Raw genomic sequence first — 21,959 nt, forward strand, 5'->3', positions numbered from 1 at the left:
CTATTCGGTCGTTGGAAGAAGTGCTTGGTTTTAGCCGGCAGGCGTACTATCAATACTGGAAACGACAAACCGGAGCGGTTAATCAGGAAGCGGTGGTTGTTAACCTAGTGCGAGCCCTCCGGGAAGACCATCCTCGCATGGGGACGCGCAAGCTCTATGAGCGATTACAGGACGAGTTGACCACGCAGCAACTGAAAATGGGCCGCGATGCCTTATTTGAGTTGTTGGCGGCTCATGGCCTGTTGGTACGCCGGCGCCGACGGCGCGTGCGGACGACTTTTTCCCGGCACCGCTTCCGCAAGTATCCCAACTTAATCAGCGCGCTGGTTGTCGACCGGCCCAACCAGGTCTGGGTCGCCGACATCACCTACTGGTTTACGCCCTACGGTTGCTTGTACATTTCGCTGGTCACGGATGCGTATTCCAGGCGTATTATGAGCTACGCCGTAGCACAAACGCTGCAAGCCGTTCATTGCAAGAGCGCGCTACAACGGGCCCTGGATCAACTGACGGGAAAAGAGGCCAACGCCTTGATTCACCATTCTGACCGGGGCGTCCAATATTGCAGTGCCGAGTATATCGGCCTGCTCAACGCCCACCACGTGCAGGTGAGTATGACCCAACAGGGGGACCCGTTGGAGAATACCATTGCCGAGCGCATCAACGGGATTCTAAAAAACGAGTATCTGGCCCATCAGCTCGTGACCTCATTGGCGCAGGCGCAAACGGTGCTACAACAGGCCCTGTACCTCTACAACTACCAGCGTCTCCACCTGAGCTGTGACATGCTGGTGCCGGATCAGGCGCATCAAAAAGAAGGAAAGCTCAAATGGTCAACGCTTTTCAGGACGGGTCAAACTCGACAAACACTTACGGGATACTTTCGACCCGACCAGTTAAGCGACACAGATATTTTACCAAGCTATACCGGGCCGCCTAGCAAACTGACTCTTCCGCTTAGCTACCGTGCTTTTTCTCTGTTGTGTTCCTGCTCGTATGCTTTAAGAAATGCTATGTTAGCATCTAGCTGTTTGTTATAGAACGTGGAAAGAGACTGCTCACCTACCCGCAGATCACGGGGAGAAAACTCCTGTTGGCTTCCTTTCACGGCGAGCATGAAACTCCCTGCACTGTGCTCTCTTACTTCAATCCCCTGCTTGCTTGTTTCGCTGACAAAAATAGCGTGGTAGCTGCCAGTGTGATGATTGTCTGCAATAACGGCCTGACACACCCGCTCAATCTGCTCCTTTTCACGCTGCTGACTGGCGTTGAGTGGTTGCGTAGCGCTGGCCAGTTCTTGGATGCGGCGCTCAATAGCGGCGACGGCCGACCCGACCCCCGGTTTGGGTTGTCTAGTCAGAATGTCGTGGAGCTCCCGGCTCATGGGTGGGGGGGCCTGTTGTGGCTGCCATTTCTTGAACGCTACGCCCTGCTGCACCCAGCCGGTGGTCAGGTGCTCAATCGGGTCGATAGTAATCCTTCCTGCCTCAGCTCTGCGCTCAATCTTGCCTAGCGTTTTATAAAATACGTCATCAAAATTTCGCTCCCGGGCTGCCTCTTTCACCCGGTCTGGGTCAAGTTTTTGTCCGGTTATGAGCTTGGAATTTATGCGGATCAGTTGGGCCTCGAGCCGAGTTTCTTTCTGCCCAATTTTCTCCGGCGTCAACTCCCGCTTACTGTTTTCTTTCGCGCGGCGGTGAATGTACTCGGCTCTTTCCCATATAAGTTTCCGACGTCGCATATCTCCTAGCGGTCCTGTTTCGAATCGAAGTTTTCCAATCCGCTCTTCTATCTCGATTCCGACCGTTGCGTGAAAATCAACGCGATCAAACCGGTTGGCCGTACCTAAGGGATTGAGCGTAATTTTCTGCGCACGGTCCCGTGCACTCACCAGGACATGAATGTGAGTCTGGAGTGGCCCCTTTTCCTGGCCCTGAGGGCCGTCATCGGTACCCCGGTACGTCCGTTCCCGGTGGATCGTCGCGGCCCAAACCAATTCGCTTTCTCCTAATTTTCGGTTTCCTTCCAGGCTAAAGTTTTTTGCATATAGCTCCATGGCCGCACGAGTGAACGCGGCAAGATGCCGCGCGTCGTTACCCAAATAAGCTGTCTGACTTGGTTCCGGGCTAAGCACCAAGGAGTAAAATTTAGCCGCTCCCTGCCGCAAGCCCTTGTGGTTGTTATCGAGCATCTCCACTACCTGGTCAGCGCTCAATACACCCGCCTTTTCAGTGCCGAAGAATTCAGCTCCTTCCCGTCCAGCCTGCTTGGCCTCTTGCTCCAAGTAGTTCGTGGTTCGACGAGCAGAGCCGGTATTGGCGTACACTTTCCTACCATGGATAGCCGGGTTTATTACCTTTGCGTAGAGCATGAGCGGGTGCGTAAACAAGTGCGTAAACAAGTGCGTAAATAGGCTGGCGGCTGGGGCGAAAGCAGCGCGGGCCTGGGTAAATTGCAGGGCGTTGCAGGAAGAACCAAACGTGGGTTTTCCGAGAGGTCTTCGTTAGTGCCAAGGCTCATCCCACGGTTGATCCGACAGCGAATCCGGGTTGGAACCGGGCGTGCCGGCAGGTAGAGTCATTGGGGGCGGGGCAGCAATTTCAGGACGCATTGTATGGGTACGTTCCAGTAGTGCAATTCCTTGCAGCAGCTTCCGGGACAGGTCGACAACTTCGATATCGCGCACTCTATCTTGCTCGCTATTTAACTCGTCCAGCATGAATTTGGGCATTGCCCCCGGTGGAACTACCGTAGCCAGTAATTGCCCTAAATCGGCCGCCGTTTTACGGCCCACCTGACTATCAATACTCGCGCGCAGTACCCGCTCAATGAGCGGCCACAAGTACTGTGATTCAGTGTCTGCTGCCCGCTGAAGCAAGTTCACTTCAATGGCTTCCAAATACAAGTGCAACGTCGTTTGGTTGGTGCTTAGTTGAGCGTAGAGGTTCTGTTCCAGCGCGCGCCAAGTGCTCACCAACTCGTTGCCAATGCCCGTACTGTGCTGGCGGCCCGCTTCCTGCATTTGCTCTACCCGTTGAGAAAGCTGGCTCAATTTTTCTCCTACCTCAGCGAGGCCAGCACCAGCAGTCCGTTTGGTCGGATCGAGCCCTAGCTCCGCGAAATAGCTGGCCGCTGCACCCGCGTAGGCGCTCTTACTAAGCTTTAACTTGGAAGCGGCGGCCGTTAACAAGTGGTAGGCTTGATCATCAAACGCCACGGCCCTTCCTTGGGCGTGGGAGGACTTGCGCCCCACTTTCTGCGCCGGTTGACGGCGGGCCGGTCTTTTCGGCTTCTCTTCCTTATTCATCGTGATATTAATGGTTTTACGCTTTGATTATCAGCTGTTTGAATCAATAAAAACATACCCTTTCATAACTGCTTGATAAAAACACTATTTGCAGGTCATAAATAAGCGCTTTATATAATGTTTTATGTCTTGATTGACAGTTAGTTAGATTATAAAATCAGGTAGTATTTATTTTATTCACTCATAATCAGTTTGTTAAGCACTATCTGTAAAGCTCCTCCTGCTAAAGACTACGATGGTTACCACATGTGTGATCCTGTGCGTTGCCCCACCACAGGTTGTAATATATGTGCTGGCTTTGAATTTGGCCTATCCGACCTTGCTTATAATTCTTTCGCTCTCCCTCCTACCTGGTCGTGATAGTCTCTGCCCAAGCCGCTATATCTCTGACTATGGTCATCTCCACTGCTTACCAACTTTGCCAGCCGCCACTATCCATTGCACTCGTTTTGTTCTCTTAGCACGCCCCCCCACTTCATCTCGGTTCTCTGGGTACGCTAGCAACTCTTATTACAATCAGCCGCATAAAATCCTGGTGACCTTTAAAAGTGCTCAGCCGTCTCCAGCTATAAATCTTAAGCCAACACTTATTCAACTACCTACTTAGTTTTATCGAGCCATGCAATCAACTACTTACTTAGTTCTATTACTTTCCCCAATCAACTACTTACTTAGTTTTAATGAGTGGGTTAGACTATCATGCTCTTATTTTTCCGGGTTTGCTCCTTTACCGACGTAGAAAAAGTTACTGATCAGTAAGGAAATAGATGCCGACTCTTCCTCTCTTCTCTTAGGCTTATCGACCATCCTCGGCTACCCCCTACCGCAACTAATGCTACCGGGTCTGTACACCCAACCTCTGTCGTAAAAACGATCCTTCTGCTACCCTCTTTTTCTCGTACCCAGACACGTCCGTCTTCGAACCCAGCGCCGAAAGTTCTGTCGTGGCCTCCTCGATTTCAAGGAAAAGAAAGTCACGAAAATCAGTCGAACCAATCTACTGATTGTTCGAGGACGTGAAGATTTTGTTTCGGCCGGCTTGTGTAGACAGGGGCACTCAAGGTGACTAAATTTCTTCCAATGCGCTCGTACGCTGAGCCCTCAATAAGCAACCGGCTTGCTGCAAGAAGACAGGTAAGCTGGCTCACTTAAAGCAACTGGAGAACCTGAGCAAACTCACTTTATCCCTCGCCCTATTTGACTTACTACTCGCCATTTTTTATACCCACCGGCTCCTCTACTCCCTCAGCTAAAGTAGCAGCCGACTTCTCTAGAAGAAAAGTTGGCTACTGCTTTTTCAGCTAGCTGCTTCCGACAATGTACAGCATACCATCAGCGTATTGTTACGACTGGTGGTACTTGGCTGAACTTCCTCTGAGCCTTTGCTGCTCCCTTGTTTTTACCTCACTCGCTGCTCAATTTTTCCCACCTGGCATGATAGAGTGCAGGCCGTATGCTCTCGTGGTCGACTCCCATTGTCGGCGCATCACTTGTTCATTTCTATCAGACTAGTACCCGACTTATTCCGCGCGCTTTGCATAGCACGTGGACCAACTGAGCAGCAAAGGCCCATCCCGATTACCCTTGCTCATCTGCTTTCTTCTAGTAGCTGCCGAGCCTTGCTATGGTGCGTGAGTTCATTGCGCTTATCAGTAGACAGGTCGAATGATTGGCGCACTGCCCCGATGCTTTTTACGGGCTTGGGTGTTTGCTCAATGTGCGTTTCTCAAGTACTAAAATCCCTCCCTGACTGCTGCTGCTTATTCAAGTAAAGTCCGTCTCTGCGCTGGTTACTTCTCCCATTCAGTGGGAATGGTGGCGGAGTGCAGTTTGCTCAACTCTCGTCGCAGCGCCTCATTTACGACTGTACTCTTTGCATCCCCCGCGTGATAGGCCACCCGTTCGACCAGCAGAATCACGTCTGGGTCGAGCGTGTAAAGCACCGGCTTCTTTTTGTTTGTGCTTTTTTTTGTGCGCCGTGATTTTTTCGTCCTGCTCTTTCCTTCCTGCACGTCTCGGACCGGCTTCATCACGGGTTGCGTTATCGGCTGCTGACACACTACTATTGGCTTCATTTCCATTGTTTCATTTGTTTCATTCTTACGCGTCTATAGCACAGCATGCCTTAGCGCTTCGTTATTCCGCATGCTCCCTTGTTAAACGAAACGACGAGAGATTAAACGTCTCTAGTCGTTTTGCCAACTACTCTATGCATTGCGTCTGTGGCTGCTAAAAACAGCGGAGTAAGAATCCATCACTCAGGTGAGCAATAATAGCCCGTCCATGAGCGGAATGATACCAAGTAATCCCATCAGCCCTAACCAGGCCCAACGCATCAGCCGAGAACGAAACAGACGGGCTAGGCCTAGCAGCGTACCCATCATCACGAGGGCCCGAACAGTATCCGGCAGGGGGTTAGCCGAGTAGGTGAGGTAAGCACCCATGAATCCAATAATGCTGGCCACGACCAAGTAATTGGTCGTGAGTGGTCCCCCAAACAGGGATTCGGCCAATGTCGCTGAGTTGAGTAATCGATGCTTACACATGCGCAAGTCTTTCTGGGAAGTGAAGCAAGATGATTGGTACTACTGTGTACTATGCTCTACTCCACCAGCAGTTGCTGTTTCGGTATCTGCTGGCAGGAAATTAGGTTTGCCTGCTGTGGCTGCACGTAACAGGCAAGGGGATATCCATAAGGCTCAGGATTATCCCGTACTGGCCCCTTCTACCGCCATACGTCGCCTCTGTTGAGATTTGAGCAGCGGGTTACTGCTCGTTGTCCGCTTTCAGTTTGGCTTGCTCTCGGGCGGCCATCTCGGCTTCGAGCGGCTTGCTGATAATATCGAGTTGCCCCAACCGCCCGAACGCCACGGCGCGCTCCGAGTACACGGCCCGCGCATGCTGGCCTTCCCAAAACGTCGTCGAGCCCTCCACTAGGCCAGGGCCCAGCAGGTAGTCTACTTCAGCGCGCAGCGTCGGCCCGTCGCCCAGAGCCCGGAAGCTACTGAATTTGCCGTCCAGGAAATAGTAGTACTGCTCCGGCACTTCCCGACTGTGCTTAGCGAACCAGCCCTTCTCCTGGGCCGGAACAGCGGGGTAGAAACGCGTCATCACTTGCGGGTTGGCGGGCCCCGCCTCCATCTGGGAAAAGCTAGTCAGCGGGTCGCCAAGCATGTGGCCGGAGATGCCGTTGAGCGAATCAATCTTGCCACCGAAAGGATACTGCTGCGCTTGTTTGGCAGCTTGTTCCGCGCCGCGTTCAGTCGTTGGGGCGCTAGAATCGGAGCAGCTGCTCAGCAGCAGAGTGGTCGCCGTTACTAGCGGCAGTACTAGCGTAGTGGTAGGGTTGAACATACGGGTAGGGAAGCAGCAGAAACGGAGAGGAAAACGTGCGGTAAGTGCCATTAGGAGGTTCTACCAGCCGCACCTTTGACAGCTGACAGGCCTTATTGGCGGGCATCTTTGGGATAGAAACTACTGGCCTTAATTTTCTGCCAGTGCAGGGCGAAGAGGCGTTCATTCACGGTCGCGCCGCCAGGTACCTGGTTGGGGTGCTGGGCGTAATTGTCTGCCTCGCCGAAGGCCTGCAGCACCTCCGTCACGACCCCGTTGCCGATAGCCAGCTTGAGGATTAAGCCGCGGGTATCCGGGCCATACGCCGACGGGTTTTGCTCCAGTTCTGCTAGGGCAGCTATGGCCTGCTGGGTGTACTCGGCCTGGCGGCGGGCCAAATAGCGCGCGCGGTGGTTATAAACCGGTGGGTCGATCATCGGGAGTTCTGGAGCCATGGCCAAGCGTTGGGTGAGTTGGGTCAGATCAGCGTAGTCTAGCTCCACCACTTGGCCTTCGATCCACAAATCGGGGTGTAGCGCATCGAGTTCGGTGGCCCAACGCGGCAAAGGCAAGGGGGGAAAGTGGTCCTTCAGTTCCTGTTGCAGGCTGGCCACGGCCAGCGCTTTTTGCTGGAACGTCGCCTCGCAGTAGGGTACCCGTACGGCTAAGTCTTCGGGGAAATCGACTGTACTCGGTCCTGACGTAGCGTACCCAACGCGGGAGATAGTGGCCTTGGAGGCCTGAGGCCCCTGATGACTTGGCGATGCGACGGCCCCTGTGGCGGCTACGGAGGCCAACGTTTCTGCTGTTACGCTCTCGGTAGCCGGTTGAGCAGCGTTGGCGGGTTTTGTTCGCCGCTGACGGAGGCTAGGCTTGCGGCCAATCTGGTGCGGCGTGGCGGCAGCCTGTCGGCTTACCTGTAAGGCCACGTCGATCAGTAATTGCGCGGGCGGGATGGTGAGTAATTGCGCCAAGCCCACTAAGCTGTTCATGGCCAATAGTTCGGGCCGGTCGAGCACTAGTTTGAGCGTGGCGGCCGACACGTGTGTTGCCCGCGCAAGTTCGCGCACCTGTAAGCCTCGATTGCCGTCCGGACGCACGTACGCCTCGATGTGTTGGCGCAAAGTGCGGCCAGAAGTCTTAGGCAGGCGCATCGGAGAGCCACTTACACTTGAATGTTTGTCTTTGTCTGAAGTTGGTTTCGAACTCATGTTTTGAATATTTTATTGCATCTATATCTAAACACGCTACTTTGTAGCAATACAAGAAACGATACCTCAAACATACTATAATATGTTTAAAATAACGTGTTTATTATAAGAGGTAATCAGCGCCACATAATTCCCTCACTTTCGTCTGTTATGACGGAGGCGGAAATATTACCAGATCCTCGCCTAAAGCTTGTTGGATATAAGCTGCGGCAGTTGCGCATCAAAAAAGGCTATTCTTCTTACGAAGCCTTTGCCTTCGACCATGACCTGCCTCGGGTAGGCTATGGTCGTCACGAGCAAGGACATAACCTGACGCTGAAGAGCTTGCTGCGTTTGCTTGACATACACCAGGCCTCTTTAGCAGATTTCTTCACTGATATATGAGTAGATCTTGCACTAAGCACCCCAGCTAGAGGCTGTTATGCACTGGTAGCGTAATTTGGGGCATGGCACAGCAAAGAGCATACCCCAGCGACGTAACGGATGGCGAATGGATGTTTGTAGCGCCCTATTTGGCCCTGGTGCGCGAAGACGCTCCGCAACGCGAGCACGCGCTCCGCGACGTGTTCAACGCCCTGCGCTACCTAGTCAAGACCGGCTGCGGCTGGCGCTACCTGCCCCACGACCTGCCGCCCTGGTCGGCAGTCTATCAGCAGTGGGCCCGCTGGCGTGATAATCGGTGTTTTGAGCACATGATGGCTGATTTGCGCGAACTGGCACGCGTGCTGGCCGGCCGTGAGGCCGAGCCCACGGCCGTGATTCTGGACTCGCGCACGGTGCAGAGCACGCCCGAAAGCGGGGCCCGTGCCGGCTACGACGGGGCCAAGCGGCGCAAGGGCAGTAAGGTGCACGTGGCCGTCGACACGCTGGGCCACCTGCTGGCTGCCGTTGTCACGCCGGCCAACGAATCCGACCGCGGGCAGGTAGATGCGCTCTGCCAGCGGGTGCAGCAGGTCACGGGCCAGAAGGTAGAGGTGGCCTATGTCGATCAGGGCTACACGGGCGAAGACGCCGCGTACGCCGCAGCCGTGCATGACATTGACCTACAGGTAATTGCTAAGCCAGCAGGGCAGACCGGCTTTGTGCTGCTGCCCCGCCGCTGGGTGGTTGAGCGCAGCTTCGGCTGGGCCGCTCGTTTCCGCCGTCTGGCCCGCGACTACGAACGCCTGGCCCTGACCATGCAGCAATTTCACTTCCTGGCCTTTGCGACACTCTTGCTGGCAAAAGGCGTTTTCCGAGCTACTAGTCCATAACAGGCTCTAGAGGCAACAAATATGATTGCCCTGAGAGTTGGTAATTGAGATGTCTAATTACCAATTGAACTTGGTGCGTAGTATCGGGTAGCACTGTGATATCTGTAGTAATGAGGATTTACCTTCAATTAGGTGTATAGTCCCAAAGTGTGCTGGTGTATTTTCCGGGCTGGAATTTCGGACACACTTATGGGACAAATACTCCACGGCAGCGCCCGCACAACTCAGGCAGTACGGCGCGCTATCCAACACAGCCAGGAAAGCCTACAAAGCCTAGCCACGCGCTATAGCATCAATCCGAAAACGGTGGCTAAGTGGCGTAAGCGCCCCGACGTGCGGGATGCACGCATGGGTCCTGAACCAGTTTCGACAGTGCTTAGCGCTGAGCAGGAAGCTATTGTCGTGGCCTTTCGACGGCACACCTTGCTGGCACTCGATGATTGCCTCTACGCGCTGCAAGCCACGATTCCACACCTGTCCCGCTCCGCGCTCCATCGCTGCTTTCAGCGCCATGGCATCAGCCGCTTGCCCCTGAACGAAGACGGGCAGAGTCTACCAAAAAAGAAATTTAAAGACTATCCCATCGGCTACCTGCACGTTGATTTTGCCGAAGTGCAGACGGAGGAAGGTAAGCAATACCTGTTTGTGGCGATTGACCGCACCAGCAAAGTGGCGTTTGCCGAGCTGCATCCGCGCGCTAAACGGGTCGTGGCGGCCGAGTTTCTGCGGCGCGTGCTCGATAAGTTGCCGTACAAAGTACATAAGGTGTTGACCGATAATGGCGTGCAGTTCACGGCGCAAGCGCATCAGTTCCTACCAGGCGGACACAGCTTTGACCGCGTTTGCCGCCAATACGGCGTGGAGCATCGCCTCACTAAACCAGCGCATCCGTGGACTAACGGACAGGTCGAGCGCATGAACCGAACGATTAAAGAAGCTACGGTCAAGCGCTTTCACTACCAGAGTACCGACGAACTTAACGAGCACCTGCAAGCCTTTTTACTGGCTTATAACCACGCCAAGCGTCTGAAGACCCTACGTGGGCTCACCCCGCACGAGTTTGTGTGTGCCCAGTGGCAAAAGAACCCCGCTATCTTTACCCGTGACCCGACCCACCTTACACTGGGACTATACACCTAGGATTCTAGGAGCGAGGCCTCACTGTAGCGCAGCTTAATGCAAACAGTTGGGCTCAGCATAAAAGATTATGCTGTGTTCTGAATCATGTAGGTCTTGACGTGTAAATCCGCCTTCTTGAGATAGGAACCCTCATTACTCTCAATTATCGAACGGCATTTCCTTCCATAGTTAGATGACCCTATTCGGCAAATTGGCTTGTCTGACATTGCACTCTGTACAGTTAACCCATTTTGGTAGAGTCTTTTACTTTGAACTATGGAAGAGAATGCCGGTACTATACGGACTGAACTATGGAAGAGAATGCCGGTGCTACGTACTCCAAACTATGGAAGAGAATGCCGGTGGTGTCTATTGAAATATATGTATGTACATGAATCGGCTACTTTTAATGGCTTCGTGTTTAGCAGCCCTGCTGGACGATTGCAACCCTTTATGACCGTAGGTACCTGTTGGGGCGTGAAAGTCCTGGAGAGCAAGGATTTCGACCATTTTCAGCCATGTCAAAGCATTTACCTCCCGTGGACACTTTTGAAAAAAAGAAATAAATTAAAAATCCGAAATCCTTCTTCGGTTTCTTCTTTCTCTTCTTTACTCTTCTATTCTTAGCAGCCCATAACTCATTGATAAACAATAATTTATAAGTTTAACTATGGAAGGGAATGCCGGTAAGTATGGAAGGGAATGCCGGTTAACTATGGAAGGGAATGCCGGTAAGTATGGAAGGGAATGCCGGTAAGTATGGAAGGGAATGCCGGTCAATCATGGAAAGAATTTAAAGTTATTCCATAATTCATATCTTCGGGCCTTAACTAACTCATTAGCTTATGAATCTGACTAAGGCGGAGAACACTATTGTGTTTCAGCATAACCACCTTATCCGCACTCAGATGAAGATGGGCCAGACTGAAGCGCGTGTCTTTGTCGAAGCTCTGAGATGTATTCATCAATCCAACGATGAACTTCCACCCATCCGAATTCACGTCGATGCTATCCTTCATGGTGAGCGTGGTGGTTCTGCGTATGCTAATCTAAAGCAGGCTTGTCGTGACCTGTTCGACAAGGAGCTAAACCTAGAGCCGGTTGAAGGAGGTAACAAAAAGGGCTCATTTATTCTCACCCGTATCGTATCAGACATATCTCTGGATACTGGTACTGGATACGTCACCGGAAACTTTGCTCCGCTGATTAAGCCCTATCTCTTACAGTTAACCAAGGCGGGCAATTTTACCAGCGCCGACATTGAAACTCTGCTGACTCTAAAGACGCCGAATGCCCAGCGGTTTTATTGGTTACTGAAGAGCTACCAATATGGAAAGCATGAGTATGAGCCAACGTTGGAATCGTTGAAGTATATCCTTTTCAATGACGAATTCATTTACCCGGTTTTCGCCGATTTCAAGCGCTACGTTCTGGAGCCCATAATGAAGGAGTTTACTTCCAAAGAAGTCGGGTTCATGGTAGTATGGAATCCGATCAAGACGGGCCGAAAGGTTACCAGTATTCATTTCGAAATTCCTAAAGCTGATACGCTTGTTGCTCGCCAGCTCTCCCTCGGGTTGAATCCGGAGATCAAACCACCTACTAATACAGTAGTACCTACCAGCAAGGATGCATCATCCACGGATAAGGCTGCTACAATCCTGAATTCGTTGCGAAAGAAGTGGGATTTTGCTTCGTGGCAACTCGCGATAGTGAAGAATGCTATCGGTGCTGATGAGGTAAAGTATACTAAGCTTCGCGATACAATGTCTGCCGTAAATGCTGATTGGGACAAGTTAGAGAACCCACCAGCCGTCCTTTGGGCCAGATTGAAGAAAGAGTTTACTCAGGTCAAAAAGGCTTGTGATGCTTACGATAAGGCATAAGCAGGGCTATTGTTAAAGAAGTAGCGTACGTAATCTCTTCCGATCAACTCGTTGTACTAACGTCTATTTTGTAGCGTATCAAAACTAAGTGTGTTAATCCTAGATATGGGGTGGTTCAGTAAAAATGGACAGTGAGCTAAGGTAGGGTGGTTTTCAGGTCTTGTTCAAATCCGATCAGGGCAGCCAGTCCTTCGAGCAGGGGCTTCTGGCCGCCGGCTGCTAGATCAGCAGTGACGGTCGCGGTCGGGCCACCGACAATGCCTTTATTGAACGCCTCTGGTGCCCGGTCAAGTGGGAATGTGTTTATCTAAGCCCCGCCACCGATGGCCAACAGCTCTACTAACAATTACAAGTCTATTTCACCTATTACAATCACTACCGCCCCCACCAGTCGCTACAGAGCCAAACCCCAGCCCAAGTCTTCGCCCAAACGCCTACTTTCAATACCGCATCTATTTTCTTAACAGAACCCACTTAAACCGTCCGGTTTTTGGATAATAGTATAAAATAGTCCGTTTGCGCTTCAAAAATGCGGTTTTTATACTATAACATACTGGTTATACCTTCTGATTCTTCAGCAGCTTTCAGTATCGTGCCGAATTTTTAGCTAATCCTAGTTTCTGCCTTGCTGAAGAGCATTGCTACTTAGCGCACAACCCCCCTTTTTGATGGTAGCCCTCCCGACATTTTAGTAGCCTTAATCTTTTCGGTTCTCACTTTGTAGTGGGGTTGCCCTTTCTAAAGGGAGTATTGGCCTCTGGGACGACTTGGTATGCCGTTCTCACCCTGACCCCGACAGCTTGGCAGACGCCATTTTTCTATTCAGACTAAAGTTACATGCTAATAACGGTCGTTCTTAACTCGTAACTTTGTAGTTTCGGCCTCTCATTTATCGTTTCTGACTGTTCGAGATGGACTACGTTCTTTACTTACGCGCGTCGACGCTTCGACAAGGCCAGAGCGGTCTGGGCCTGGAAGGTCAGCGCCTGATTGCGCATCGGTTCCTACAGCCCGGCGACAGGATTCTCTCTGAGTACATTGAGGTGGAGAGCGGGCGCAAAAACAACCGACCGGAAATGGCGAAGGCCATTGTCGAAACTCGCCAAGCTGGCGCTACGCTCCTCGTGGCGGAAATGTCGCGGTTGGCTCGCAGCGTTTACTTCACTTCCAAGCTGATGGAAGAGCGGGTGCGCTTTAAAGCGTGCGACATTCCTAATGCTGACGAATTTACCATCAACATCCTGGCGGCCGTCGCGCAAAAGGGAGCCAAGGATATTTCCGATTCAACGAAGCGGGGTCTGCTGGCCAAGAAGGCCCGCGGCTTTACCTTGGGCAACCCGAGTAACTTCACGGCTGACTCCCGGGCTCTGGGCCGAGCAACAGTACAACGCAATGCTCAGGAAGCCATACCCAATAAACAGGCCCGTCGCCTCGCCTCTCTGCTCCGGCGGGATGGACTGACGTTGCTGGCTATTGCCGACGAGTTAAATGCCCACGGCTACTGCACACGTCGGGGAAAAAGCTTTCACAAAACCACGGTGTTACGTCTGCTTAAACCAGATTTATCCTCGGCCAGTCTACCCGAGCCTGATGCCATAGCGTAGGCTGTTGCCACTAGTCATCACGTTTTAAGTGTTTGCAGACCCGCATTTGGGTAACTTGCCCAGCTAGCGGCAGCGCCCTGTTTCTCACTCATCGCCCCATTTACGTCCTCTATGAGCACCGCCCGTGAACAGCAGAATATCGAGTGGAAGGAGTCGTGGCGAGAGGAGTACTTCAAGTGGATTTGCGGCTTTGCTAACGCGCAAGGTGGACGCATCTATCTCGGCAAAAACGACAATGGACAAGTCGTTGGGCTCACTAGTATCCGCAAGCTGCTCGAAGATTTGCCCAACCAGGTGCGTGATTTGATGGGCATCCTGGTGGAAGTCAACCAGCACGAAGAAGGTGGACTGGAGTATCTAGAGGTTGTCGTCGAACCCTACCCCTACCCTATCAGCTACCGCGGTCAGTATCACTATCGTAGTGGCAGCACCAAACAGGAGCTTAGGGGTCCGGCACTAAGTGCGTTTCTGTTGCAGAAACAAGGCAAGCGCTGGGATGGTGTACCGGTGCCAGGCGTCAAGGCGCACGATTTATCGGCTGAGGCCTTCACCTTATTTCGGCAGCGCGCCGCTAAAATTGGGCGCGTGGATGAGCAGGTTCTCGACGACAGTAATGAAGCGCTGCTCGACAACCTGAATCTAGTGGACGGTGATTATCTGAAGCGCGCCGCCGTACTGCTGTTTCACTCCACGCCCGAGAAATTCATCACGGGTGCCTATGTCAAGATTGGCTTCTTTGCCACCGATGATGATTTGCGTTATCAGGACGAGGTGCATGGGCCACTGCTCGTGCAGGTAGAGCGTACGCTAGATCTGCTGCAGACAAAGTATACCAAAGCCCAGGTACGCTATGAGGGTGCAAGTCGCTTAGAGGAACCTCCTTTCCCTGCCGCCGCCCTGCGTGAGGCGTTGCTCAACGCCTTAGCCCACAAAGACTACAGCGGGGGCACACCCGTCCAGATTAGCGTTTACGAAGACCAGTTGCAGTTTTGGAATGAAGGCCACCTGCCCGACAGCTGGACCGTGGAAAACCTATTGCGCAAGCACCCATCAAAGCCCTTCAACCCGGATGTGGCCAATACTCTATTCCGGGCTGGATACATTGAGTCCTGGGGCAGGGGCACTATCAAAATGCTAAATGAGTGTCGGGCCGCCCACTTGCCGGCACCGCAATTCTACTTCGAAGCCTCAGGCTTCGTGGTGGCATTTGCTGAATATTCGGCGACATATTGGCACCAGCGGGGCGTACGCGCGGACCTGATTCCGGTATTGCTGTACGCCACACGGCACAGCATCATCACAAACGCCTTAGTGCAGCAGCAATTGGGGGTAAGCAAGTCTACGGCCACTCGCTACCTCGGCGAGTTGGATAAGGGCGGGTACCTGCTGAAAATCGGGACCCGCGGGGCTGGAACGGAGTACCGGTTAATTGGTTCATAATTGGTTCACGGTGAACGAGGGTACGGCTGCAATTTGTTGAATAGACGCTGCAGAGCCTGCTTTAGTGGCATTTCAATTGGTTCACTATTGGCTCAATCAACTCTGTTTGAGCCAATATCACCAACTCCTTCTATAACTGCTAGCAATACAAGTAATACTATCAGTTATAGTCGCTATATATGCACTAGCAATGCTATTACATACACCTGTTTGCGAGATTATCTTCTGATTGTTAGTTAATTAGAACAGAAGGGGCGAGGATGATATTCAAACTATTACTACTATAAGCGCTAGGTATTCTTGCCCTTATAGTATATATTGCATCAAAATAATCACAATAAGCGCTAGCATAGCTAGCGATGTAAGCTCTGCTAGTTATGTCGGTTTCTACTACAACAACGTCAAATCCACAGGTCATTGCCGTTGCTAACAACAAGGGAGGCGTTGGAAAGACGGCCTCTGCAGCAGCTATTGCTGGTGAACTGGCTTGCCAGGGCCACGCTGTACTCGCATTGGATTTGGACCCGCAGGCGGGTAACCTCACGGCCGTGCTGCATCAGCGTGGTTATCGGGGACACACACTGCTTTCTGTGCTGTTGGGGGAGGCTACTCTGGAGGAAATCATTGTCGAAACCAAGCAAGCCAACTTAGACCTGTTGCCTGCTTCAATCCAACTGCTGAGCCAAGAATCGCGGCTCCAACGAATTCCTGGCTACCACGGTTTGTTACGCCGGCTATTGCCACAGCTCAGCGGCTACGCTTACCTAGTAATTGACTGTCCACCTTCGTTGGGGGACCTGACCAGCCTAGCCCTGACGGCGGCTGATGTGTATGTTATACCCTGCCAAGCCGAGCAGTTGGCCTTCGACGGACTACACGACATGGTGCGAGCCGCCGGCGTTGTGCGGGACAACCTGAACGAAAAGCTGACCATGGCCGGCATTTTTTTCACTGCCTACCATCCCAACCAGCGCGGCGCGCTCAACCACGGTACGGTAGAGGCCACGCGCCGTATTTATGGTGATGATGCTTTGCTGCCCCACATTCGCAAGGATATGGCCGTGCCAATGTCACAGGCTACGCAACAAAGCGTGTGTACCTACGACCCCACTAGCCGCGCCGCGCAGGACTACAAGCTACTCACCCAAGCCATTCTGAAAGCTCTATGAAAAAGCCTACACAAAGCATGGCCGATATGCTGATGCAGTCGGTCGCCGCTCCTCCACTCACTGCTGCTCCGGCTGCTTCCCCACTGCCGGAAGCGGGGGAGAAGCTCGTCGCCTTTGGCCAGCGCATTACCGTCACCCACAAAGAGCAGCTAAGTCGGCTGGCTTTTTGGAGCCGGCGCAACGAACGGCTTCTGCTCGAACAGGCGCTAAACGAATTCTTTTCCCGTCAGGACCCCGAATTGCTACGACCTATCGCTAAAGAATAGGCAGTGGGGGAGGAGGGGAGCAATTAGAATGCAGCCTTTCTCAATCATAGCTTTGGTTGAAATTTTGGTTCAAAAGTCACATTTGGCGAGCACACCCTACACAGGCATTTGCTGCACCTCAAACAACTGGAGCAGCAGCGTAAAAGCACTCGTTAGCTGGTCAGGCTGGTGAAGTGCTGCCGGTTGGGGTTCATGTCTGACTAAGCCAAACCAGTTCAATCCCCGCTCAAATGTGCGCACGCCGTAGCAATGACTGAGTTGTTCCAACGGCGTCCGATACGCTGGGTCAGTGAACTCGGCCAGCACAAAAGGAAATGCCCGTTGGTAGTGTGCCGCATAGAAGGATACGGGATGTATTTGCTGGCCGAAGCGGGCGAGCAAATACACGGAATAGGCCCAGCCTGTTTGTCCCACCATGCTTGATAGGTAGCCGTCGTTCGAGGCCCACAGGAAGCGGTTGGTAAAGGTATCCAACACGAGCGCCCAAAGGGCCGGGCGTTGGGCCGGGTCGAGCAGTTGCCCACCTTTTTTGGTCAGTAGCAATTGCCCCCGCACCAAGCGGGCAAGGCCCGCCAGCCGAGTAGTTTGGTGCAAGGTGGTGATGGCCAGCGAATCGATTTCCCGGCTCAGGGTGAACAGGCCCGTTTCCAGCCCTTCTTCGAGGATGAATCCGTGGGCATAGAGCTCACGCAGGTACTTGCGCGGCAAGGCCCCCAAGGGTGTCAGACGAAGGGGCGTTTCGCGCTGTAGCAGGCGCAAGAATGCTTCCGTTAGCCGCAAAAATGGCACCTGATCCAGCACGTCGTTCGGCACGTTGGTGCGCAGCCGTACTACACATGACGGTTCCAGCGGCTGGTAGAGCAGTTGGTGCATCTGCGCCGGACTCAGGCCGCAGAAGTCCGGCTGCGGCGTGTCGTTATAGTGATGCAGCGCAGTGGTTAGCATAGGCTTAGCAGGGATAGGCACGCTACTTTACTCTTACAAGTGTGAGCCTCTCGTTCATCTGGCAACCAACAGCTCCTGACACACAGGTAGTACCTCACTTCCAACTATTCAGCGACTAAGTAGAAGCCGTGCTCATACCGATTGCAACGGTTGTGCAACAATGGCTGGCCATAGATAACCAGCCATTGCCAGAGCCCAAGCCCAGAGCAGGAGCTGATGACGGGTATCTTTCAGGTAGCAAGATATAATTTAAAGCATTTATTTACGAAGCAGAATTGTTCAGAAAAAGGACCGTATTTATGAACAAACGACTTGTCGTACGCCTCTGGAGAAATTGACCCGTCGTCACGGGAGTAGCACCTTTTCGCGGGAGTTGAACTGGTTTGGCTTACCTATTTCAAATAAGAAACGCGTCGGTCAATCGCCAAAATGCGGCGGCGGTAGATGACCATCGGCAGGCTGGCACCATATATTTGCGCTATTTCTTCCGAGGACCGGCCGGCCCGAACGTGCTCGAAGATGCCTTGCTCCGGAATTTGCAGCGCGGCCCCCAGCCATTTCGCTTCCTGCTCGTGGTCGGCATTATGCACCCGCAATGAGATGTCGGAATTGAGTTGCAGGCAGTCTCCCTTGTGCTCGCAGAGAATATGCGCGAGCTCGTGCATAATATCGCTTTCCTGCCGCGCAGGGGAGTTGTTGCCGTTGTAGAGAATCATCTTACATCCCCGGACGATGGCCACGATGGCCGAGAACTCGGTCATGTTGCCGGCAATCCATGCCAATTGCTGACGCACCCGTAAGTGATCAGGGAATTCATCCGCGAGCGCATCCACTATCGAGTCGTTAAGAGCACTAGCCGCCGCTACCAGGACCCCATGAAAGCCGGTTGCCTGTTTAGCGGGGCACGCTCTGGCGGCCGTTAGGCCCAATTGCCGACGCAAACCAAGGGAGGTGATCTCTGCCTTAGCCTTGAAGCGGGGGGGGAACTTGGGACTCATCGGGAAAGATGTTGCGCCGGGCGGCCGCGTACGCTACTTCAATCATGGTGATCAAAGCCTCCCGGGTCTGCTGAGTGAGCAGCTTATCGGCCCGAAGATGCGTAATTATATCCTCTTTTTTTAGTGGTGATTCCGCGCTCGGACTTTTTTTCCCAGGGGGGGTGCTGGCAAAGTAAGCGGGGTCCACTTCCAGCCAGCGGCAAATTCTCATGTAGGTATCCAAGTCGGGCAGACTTCCCCGTTCAATCCGGGATAAGGTAGAGGGACTGACATTGTCCATCTCGGCCGCGGCGGCGCGGCCTGTCAGCTTTTTGGCTTCGCGATGTCTTACAATGGCTTCTGCCAAAGCATCAGCATTGATTTCCTGCGACATAACTGTATATTAATTAAGGACATATGCGGGGCATTGTCATTGTGGCAGGCGCGTGCCTGCGCCGACAAATGTAAGCAAGTCTGTCTCATTAATGCATCAGTCGCATGGCTTGTTTAAAATCTCAGAGTGTGCCACTGCTGCAATTGTGTCAGTAAAGCAATGTTGGCACGCCGGTTGCTGAAGGAGCTCAAGCTGTAGAGTACCGGCCGGTAGAGAACAGTGAGAGCTTCTTTCACACTTACAAACCCAAAAATTTCACTCATGAAGGGATTTAACTTTTTTCAGGATAGTGCCAAGGAGTGGCGCTGGAACCTAAAAGACGGCAATCACCAGATTGTCGCAGACTCCGCTGAAGGCTACAACCACAAGGCCGACTGCGAGAAAGGCGCGGCGCTTTTCACTACGCTCGGCGTGGATGCCCCCGAACGCAAGGTAACCAACCCATCGGGTACCGACAGCGGGCAAGGGGCCGAGTACGAATATTTCCTCGACAAAGCAGGGGAGTGGCGGTGGCATTTCCAGGCCCAGAACAACAAAATCATCGCCGACAGTGCGGAAGGCTATGTCAGCGAGCAGAATGTGAAACGGGCCATCACCAATGTTCGCTCATTGCTAAAAGAAGTTGGCAGCAATAAGGGAGGAAACAACGGGGGAAGTAACGGCGGTAATGGAGGTGGCTATGCCCCTGCTACAGCAGGCGGCTCGTCCGGTCCTGGTCGCTTCGCTTAACAGCTGTTCACTGCTCGGCGATGAGTGACTATGATGAAATTGCCCTCGCCCAGGCCCGGGTTAAGCTGACCAGCTTAGCCGGCGTAACGGTCCTTGAGGAGTGGCAGCGCGTATCGAACTCGGCCACGTGGATGCTGCGGCTTCGCCTTGAATTGCTCGGGGCGGAGCCCACTGCCGCAGTGCCGCCAACCACTGAGTGGGAGCTCGTGGCGGATTTCGCGCAAGACCTATGGGGGAAGATAACTGTCCATCCGGCGCTAGGAGAGCAGGGGCTGGCCGCTACCTTTCACCACCAGATGTTCAATGGAAGCCAACATGCGCAGTTGCCTTGCCGCAACGGCCACATCTGCACGAGCTCCTGGCTGGGCAACCTGGCTAAAAGTCGCAATGCCGTGCAGCTGGAACCGCCCACTACCATCGAGCGGCTGTGCTGGCACGTTGCTAGAGCACTGCAGTGGTTGACTGCGGCCGCCAGAGGCGAATTGATTCAGGATGGAGATGCCTTTGAGCTACCCGACTTTGGGATCGAGCAGCAGCAGGTGAGCGCAACGCTCATCTACCAGGAAGACGAGGACTCGTTTGCCCACTGGCAACAGGAGTCAAGCCGTAGCGGCCTGGCCTGGGTTGTGCCCATCCAGGCGCGCCGGGGTTATGTGGTAACAAAATTCCTGGACGCGAAAGGCACACAGCTCGTGCACGCGCCAAAATGGGGCAAGGTATTATCCGGCCTCAACCCACCGCAACAAGCTTTATGGGTCCGGCTGGATAAAATGCCGGTCGTGCACGGCTGGCAAGCGCCGGCCACCATGCAGGAGCTAACCCAGGCGCTGGCCGCCCAGGGGCTTGATTTGCAGGAGCTGTTAGCCCCCTTGTGGAAGCGCCTGCAGCTTTCGCCCGAAGTGCTGTTGCTACTGGGCGCTCCTATGCCTAAGAAAGTGGGCGAAGCGCCTTACCGCTACCATTGGCAGGCCCTGCAGCTTGCGCCTCCGGTGGCAAAGGGTTCGGACAAGAGCCGGATTGCGTTGCTGCGCCAGCACCTGTTGGCCCCCCATAACCTGCGCTGGGTAAAGCAGGCGGAAAACTGGCATGCCGAAGAGCTCCAGAGCCGGGGACGCCTCCCGCAGCGCTTGTGTGACGCCCGCATCCTGCTGCTGGGTGCCGGTGCATTGGGTAGTGTGCTGGCCGAACAGTTAGTCCGTATGGGAGTCCGGCACATGACGGTGGTTGATGGCCAGGTGCTGGAAGGAGGTAACCTGGTGCGGCACGTGCTGGGGCTGAATCACCTGTTCGACAGCAAGGCGCTTCGATTGGCAGATCACCTGAACTTGGTGAACCCGCTGGCCCAGATCGTAGGCCTACCACTCGGGCTGCCAACCACTAATGCTGAATTCGAAAAAGCGGCGGCCAAGGCGACGCTCATCATTGACGCTACGGGAGAAGACAACGTGCTTCGCATGGTGCCCATGCCCAGCATGCAGGCCCACGCGTTATTTGTCAGTTGCTCATTGAGTCTGTACGCGCAACAGCTGTTCTTTTACGCCGAGCGGGTAGGGGCATTCGAAAAAGTGCAGTTCGACCGCTGGTTTGAGCCTTACCGAATCGAGCAGCATGAACTGGCCCAGCAAATAGAACTGCCGCGTGGCGCCGGCTGCTGGCACCCGCTGACGCCGGCCCCACTCAATAGGATTGCGGGATTAGCTGGGGTAGCGGTCGACTTGTTACAGCAGGTATCCGAGGAATCTGTCGCCTTGCCCACTGCCGTGTCCTATGACTGGCAAGTGCCCACGCTGGCACTGACCGTCAAAGCTGCAATGGCCTTGTGAGCCTGCTATTTAGTTCCGCGGATGGTCACCAGTGCCTGCAGCTGTCCACTGAGGCAGTGATGGTCATCCGGGACCAGGCGCTGCGGAAGCATCCGTTGGAAACAGGTGGTATTCTGGTAGGATATTACAGCGCCAATCCTCGACTCGCTACCGTCGTGCTGGTGACCCCGCCGCCACCCGATTCCAAGCACGGGCCAACCCATTTCGAGCGGGGCGTGCATGGCCTCAAGCAGCTGCTGGTGGAAGTAAAGAGACAAACGCCCTCATTGCACTACTTGGGCGAATGGCACACGCACCCCGCCCACGAGGCCCGGGCCAGTGGCCCGGATATTCGGCAGATGAATCGCTTTGCCCTTTGGCGGCAGTATGGGGTGAAGAATCCCCTGTTACTAATTATTGGAGGGGTGCCCCCGGATAAGCTGGAAGCGAGAGCTTCTGTGCACCGGGCATGGCACAAGCCTATGTATTTAGAATTGCTGTGAGTGGCAGCCTTGCTATTTAGC

20 protein-coding genes are annotated in these 21,959 nt (G+C 53.6%); 12 read left to right on the forward strand and 8 right to left on the reverse strand.

The window, feature by feature from the left end:
* Positions 1 to 20 precede the first annotated feature (20 nt).
* Positions 21 to 1,040, forward strand: a complete 1,020-nt coding sequence (locus tag D0T11_RS17840) for an IS3 family transposase (RefSeq protein WP_245990998.1) — start codon at positions 21 to 23, stop codon at positions 1,038 to 1,040.
* On the opposite strand, the gene D0T11_RS22655 is transcribed toward D0T11_RS17840, so the two are convergent.
* The 5 genes from D0T11_RS22655 to D0T11_RS17870 form a co-directional block, all read right to left on the reverse strand.
* Positions 962 to 2,371, reverse strand: coding sequence for a DUF5712 family protein (locus D0T11_RS22655; RefSeq protein WP_182888481.1), 1,410 nt, complete (start codon positions 2,369 to 2,371; stop codon positions 962 to 964). The genes D0T11_RS17840 and D0T11_RS22655 overlap by 79 nt on opposite strands.
* A 132-nt stretch (positions 2,372 to 2,503) precedes the next feature.
* Complete coding sequence (locus D0T11_RS17850) at positions 2,504 to 3,307, reverse strand: hypothetical protein (protein WP_119657169.1); 804 nt, start codon at positions 3,305 to 3,307, stop codon at positions 2,504 to 2,506.
* Positions 3,308 to 5,097: 1,790 nt separating this feature from the next.
* Entirely contained in the window at positions 5,098 to 5,337 is a 240-nt protein-coding gene (locus D0T11_RS17855; protein WP_147374713.1) for a hypothetical protein, read from the reverse strand.
* Between the two features lie 736 nt (positions 5,338 to 6,073).
* Complete coding sequence (locus tag D0T11_RS17865; RefSeq protein WP_119657172.1) at positions 6,074 to 6,661, reverse strand: hypothetical protein; 588 nt, start codon at positions 6,659 to 6,661, stop codon at positions 6,074 to 6,076.
* A gap of 92 nt (positions 6,662 to 6,753) precedes the next feature.
* Positions 6,754 to 7,764 carry a helix-turn-helix domain-containing protein gene (locus D0T11_RS17870; protein WP_119657173.1) on the reverse strand — a complete coding sequence of 337 codons (1,011 nt, stop codon included), beginning with the start codon at positions 7,762 to 7,764 and terminating at the stop codon, positions 6,754 to 6,756.
* A gap of 237 nt (positions 7,765 to 8,001) precedes the next feature.
* Between D0T11_RS17870 and D0T11_RS17875 the strand changes: the two genes are divergently transcribed.
* The 8 genes from D0T11_RS17875 to D0T11_RS17910 all read left to right on the forward strand — a co-directional run bounded on the left by D0T11_RS17875 (position 8,002) and on the right by D0T11_RS17910 (position 16,588).
* Positions 8,002 to 8,235, forward strand: a complete 234-nt coding sequence (locus D0T11_RS17875; protein ID WP_245990994.1) for an XRE family transcriptional regulator — start codon at positions 8,002 to 8,004, stop codon at positions 8,233 to 8,235.
* Positions 8,236 to 8,297: 62 nt separating this feature from the next.
* The gene (locus tag D0T11_RS17880; protein ID WP_119657174.1) at positions 8,298 to 9,104 is read left to right on the forward strand and encodes an IS5 family transposase; all 807 of its coding nucleotides are present in this window, start codon (positions 8,298 to 8,300) and stop codon (positions 9,102 to 9,104) included.
* A gap of 189 nt (positions 9,105 to 9,293) precedes the next feature.
* Positions 9,294 to 10,244, forward strand: coding sequence for an IS481 family transposase (locus tag D0T11_RS17885; protein ID WP_119657175.1), 951 nt, complete (start codon positions 9,294 to 9,296; stop codon positions 10,242 to 10,244).
* Between the two features lie 824 nt (positions 10,245 to 11,068).
* Positions 11,069 to 12,109: a replication initiation protein gene (locus tag D0T11_RS17890; RefSeq protein ID WP_119657176.1), complete on the forward strand. Its 1,041-nt coding sequence runs from the start codon at positions 11,069 to 11,071 to the stop codon at positions 12,107 to 12,109.
* A 911-nt stretch (positions 12,110 to 13,020) separates the two neighbouring features.
* Positions 13,021 to 13,713, forward strand: coding sequence for a recombinase family protein (locus D0T11_RS17895; RefSeq protein WP_092743128.1), 693 nt, complete (start codon positions 13,021 to 13,023; stop codon positions 13,711 to 13,713).
* A 111-nt stretch (positions 13,714 to 13,824) separates the two neighbouring features.
* Complete coding sequence (locus tag D0T11_RS17900; RefSeq protein WP_119657177.1) at positions 13,825 to 15,153, forward strand: ATP-binding protein; 1,329 nt, start codon at positions 13,825 to 13,827, stop codon at positions 15,151 to 15,153.
* A 377-nt stretch (positions 15,154 to 15,530) separates the two neighbouring features.
* Positions 15,531 to 16,322, forward strand: coding sequence for a ParA family protein (locus D0T11_RS17905; protein WP_119657178.1), 792 nt, complete (start codon positions 15,531 to 15,533; stop codon positions 16,320 to 16,322).
* The gene (locus D0T11_RS17910; RefSeq protein WP_119657179.1) at positions 16,319 to 16,588 is read left to right on the forward strand and encodes a hypothetical protein; all 270 of its coding nucleotides are present in this window, start codon (positions 16,319 to 16,321) and stop codon (positions 16,586 to 16,588) included. Before D0T11_RS17905 ends, D0T11_RS17910 begins: the two co-directional genes overlap by 4 nt.
* 96 nt (positions 16,589 to 16,684) lie before the next feature.
* On the opposite strand, the gene D0T11_RS17915 is transcribed toward D0T11_RS17910, so the two are convergent.
* The 3 genes from D0T11_RS17915 to D0T11_RS17925 form a co-directional block, all read right to left on the reverse strand.
* Positions 16,685 to 17,533: a hypothetical protein gene (locus tag D0T11_RS17915; RefSeq protein WP_119657180.1), complete on the reverse strand. Its 849-nt coding sequence runs from the start codon at positions 17,531 to 17,533 to the stop codon at positions 16,685 to 16,687.
* Positions 17,534 to 17,925: 392 nt separating this feature from the next.
* Complete coding sequence (locus D0T11_RS17920; protein ID WP_119657181.1) at positions 17,926 to 18,531, reverse strand: ImmA/IrrE family metallo-endopeptidase; 606 nt, start codon at positions 18,529 to 18,531, stop codon at positions 17,926 to 17,928.
* Entirely contained in the window at positions 18,497 to 18,904 is a 408-nt protein-coding gene (locus tag D0T11_RS17925; protein ID WP_119657182.1) for a helix-turn-helix domain-containing protein, read from the reverse strand. The genes D0T11_RS17920 and D0T11_RS17925 overlap by 35 nt, the downstream gene beginning before the upstream one ends.
* Positions 18,905 to 19,165: 261 nt before the next feature.
* Here D0T11_RS17925 and D0T11_RS17930 point away from each other — a divergent pair, with 261 nt between their 5' ends.
* The 3 genes from D0T11_RS17930 to D0T11_RS17940 are packed head-to-tail and all read left to right on the forward strand — an operon-like array spanning position 19,166 to position 21,938.
* Positions 19,166 to 19,633, forward strand: a complete 468-nt coding sequence (locus D0T11_RS17930) for a YegP family protein (protein WP_119657183.1) — start codon at positions 19,166 to 19,168, stop codon at positions 19,631 to 19,633.
* Between the two features lie 20 nt (positions 19,634 to 19,653).
* Positions 19,654 to 21,456 (forward strand): ThiF family adenylyltransferase, encoded by a 1,803-nt coding sequence (locus D0T11_RS17935; RefSeq protein ID WP_119657184.1) that lies wholly within the window; start codon positions 19,654 to 19,656, stop codon positions 21,454 to 21,456.
* On the forward strand, positions 21,453 to 21,938 hold the full coding sequence (locus D0T11_RS17940; RefSeq protein ID WP_119657185.1) for a Mov34/MPN/PAD-1 family protein: 486 nt from the start codon (positions 21,453 to 21,455) through the stop codon (positions 21,936 to 21,938). Before D0T11_RS17935 ends, D0T11_RS17940 begins: the two co-directional genes overlap by 4 nt.
* Positions 21,939 to 21,959 lie beyond the last annotated feature (21 nt).

The organism is Hymenobacter rubripertinctus, assembly GCF_003583925.1.
Classification (GTDB): domain Bacteria; phylum Bacteroidota; class Bacteroidia; order Cytophagales; family Hymenobacteraceae; genus Hymenobacter; species Hymenobacter rubripertinctus.

Excerpts from the sequence above, each read along its gene's own strand:
- D0T11_RS17905 (WP_119657178.1), top strand. The coding sequence starts at position 15,531 with ATGTCGGTTTCTACTACAACAACGTCAAATCCACAGGTCATTGCCGTT.
- D0T11_RS17925 (WP_119657182.1), bottom strand. The coding sequence starts at position 18,904 with ATGTCGCAGGAAATCAATGCTGATGCTTTGGCAGAAGCCATTGTAAGA.
- D0T11_RS17855 (WP_147374713.1), bottom strand. The coding sequence starts at position 5,337 with ATGAAGCCGGTCCGAGACGTGCAGGAAGGAAAGAGCAGGACGAAAAAA.
- D0T11_RS17920 (WP_119657181.1), bottom strand. The coding sequence starts at position 18,531 with ATGAGTCCCAAGTTCCCCCCCCGCTTCAAGGCTAAGGCAGAGATCACC.
- D0T11_RS17900 (WP_119657177.1), top strand. The coding sequence starts at position 13,825 with ATGAGCACCGCCCGTGAACAGCAGAATATCGAGTGGAAGGAGTCGTGG.
- D0T11_RS22655 (WP_182888481.1), bottom strand. The coding sequence starts at position 2,371 with ATGCTCTACGCAAAGGTAATAAACCCGGCTATCCATGGTAGGAAAGTG.
- D0T11_RS17930 (WP_119657183.1), top strand. The coding sequence starts at position 19,166 with ATGAAGGGATTTAACTTTTTTCAGGATAGTGCCAAGGAGTGGCGCTGG.
- D0T11_RS17850 (WP_119657169.1), bottom strand. The coding sequence starts at position 3,307 with ATGAATAAGGAAGAGAAGCCGAAAAGACCGGCCCGCCGTCAACCGGCG.
- D0T11_RS17915 (WP_119657180.1), bottom strand. The coding sequence starts at position 17,533 with ATGCTAACCACTGCGCTGCATCACTATAACGACACGCCGCAGCCGGAC.
- D0T11_RS17865 (WP_119657172.1), bottom strand. The coding sequence starts at position 6,661 with ATGTTCAACCCTACCACTACGCTAGTACTGCCGCTAGTAACGGCGACC.
- D0T11_RS17935 (WP_119657184.1), top strand. The coding sequence starts at position 19,654 with ATGAGTGACTATGATGAAATTGCCCTCGCCCAGGCCCGGGTTAAGCTG.
- D0T11_RS17895 (WP_092743128.1), top strand. The coding sequence starts at position 13,021 with ATGGACTACGTTCTTTACTTACGCGCGTCGACGCTTCGACAAGGCCAG.
- D0T11_RS17890 (WP_119657176.1), top strand. The coding sequence starts at position 11,069 with ATGAATCTGACTAAGGCGGAGAACACTATTGTGTTTCAGCATAACCAC.
- D0T11_RS17880 (WP_119657174.1), top strand. The coding sequence starts at position 8,298 with ATGGCACAGCAAAGAGCATACCCCAGCGACGTAACGGATGGCGAATGG.
- D0T11_RS17885 (WP_119657175.1), top strand. The coding sequence starts at position 9,294 with ATGGGACAAATACTCCACGGCAGCGCCCGCACAACTCAGGCAGTACGG.
- D0T11_RS17875 (WP_245990994.1), top strand. The coding sequence starts at position 8,002 with ATGACGGAGGCGGAAATATTACCAGATCCTCGCCTAAAGCTTGTTGGA.
- D0T11_RS17910 (WP_119657179.1), top strand. The coding sequence starts at position 16,319 with ATGAAAAAGCCTACACAAAGCATGGCCGATATGCTGATGCAGTCGGTC.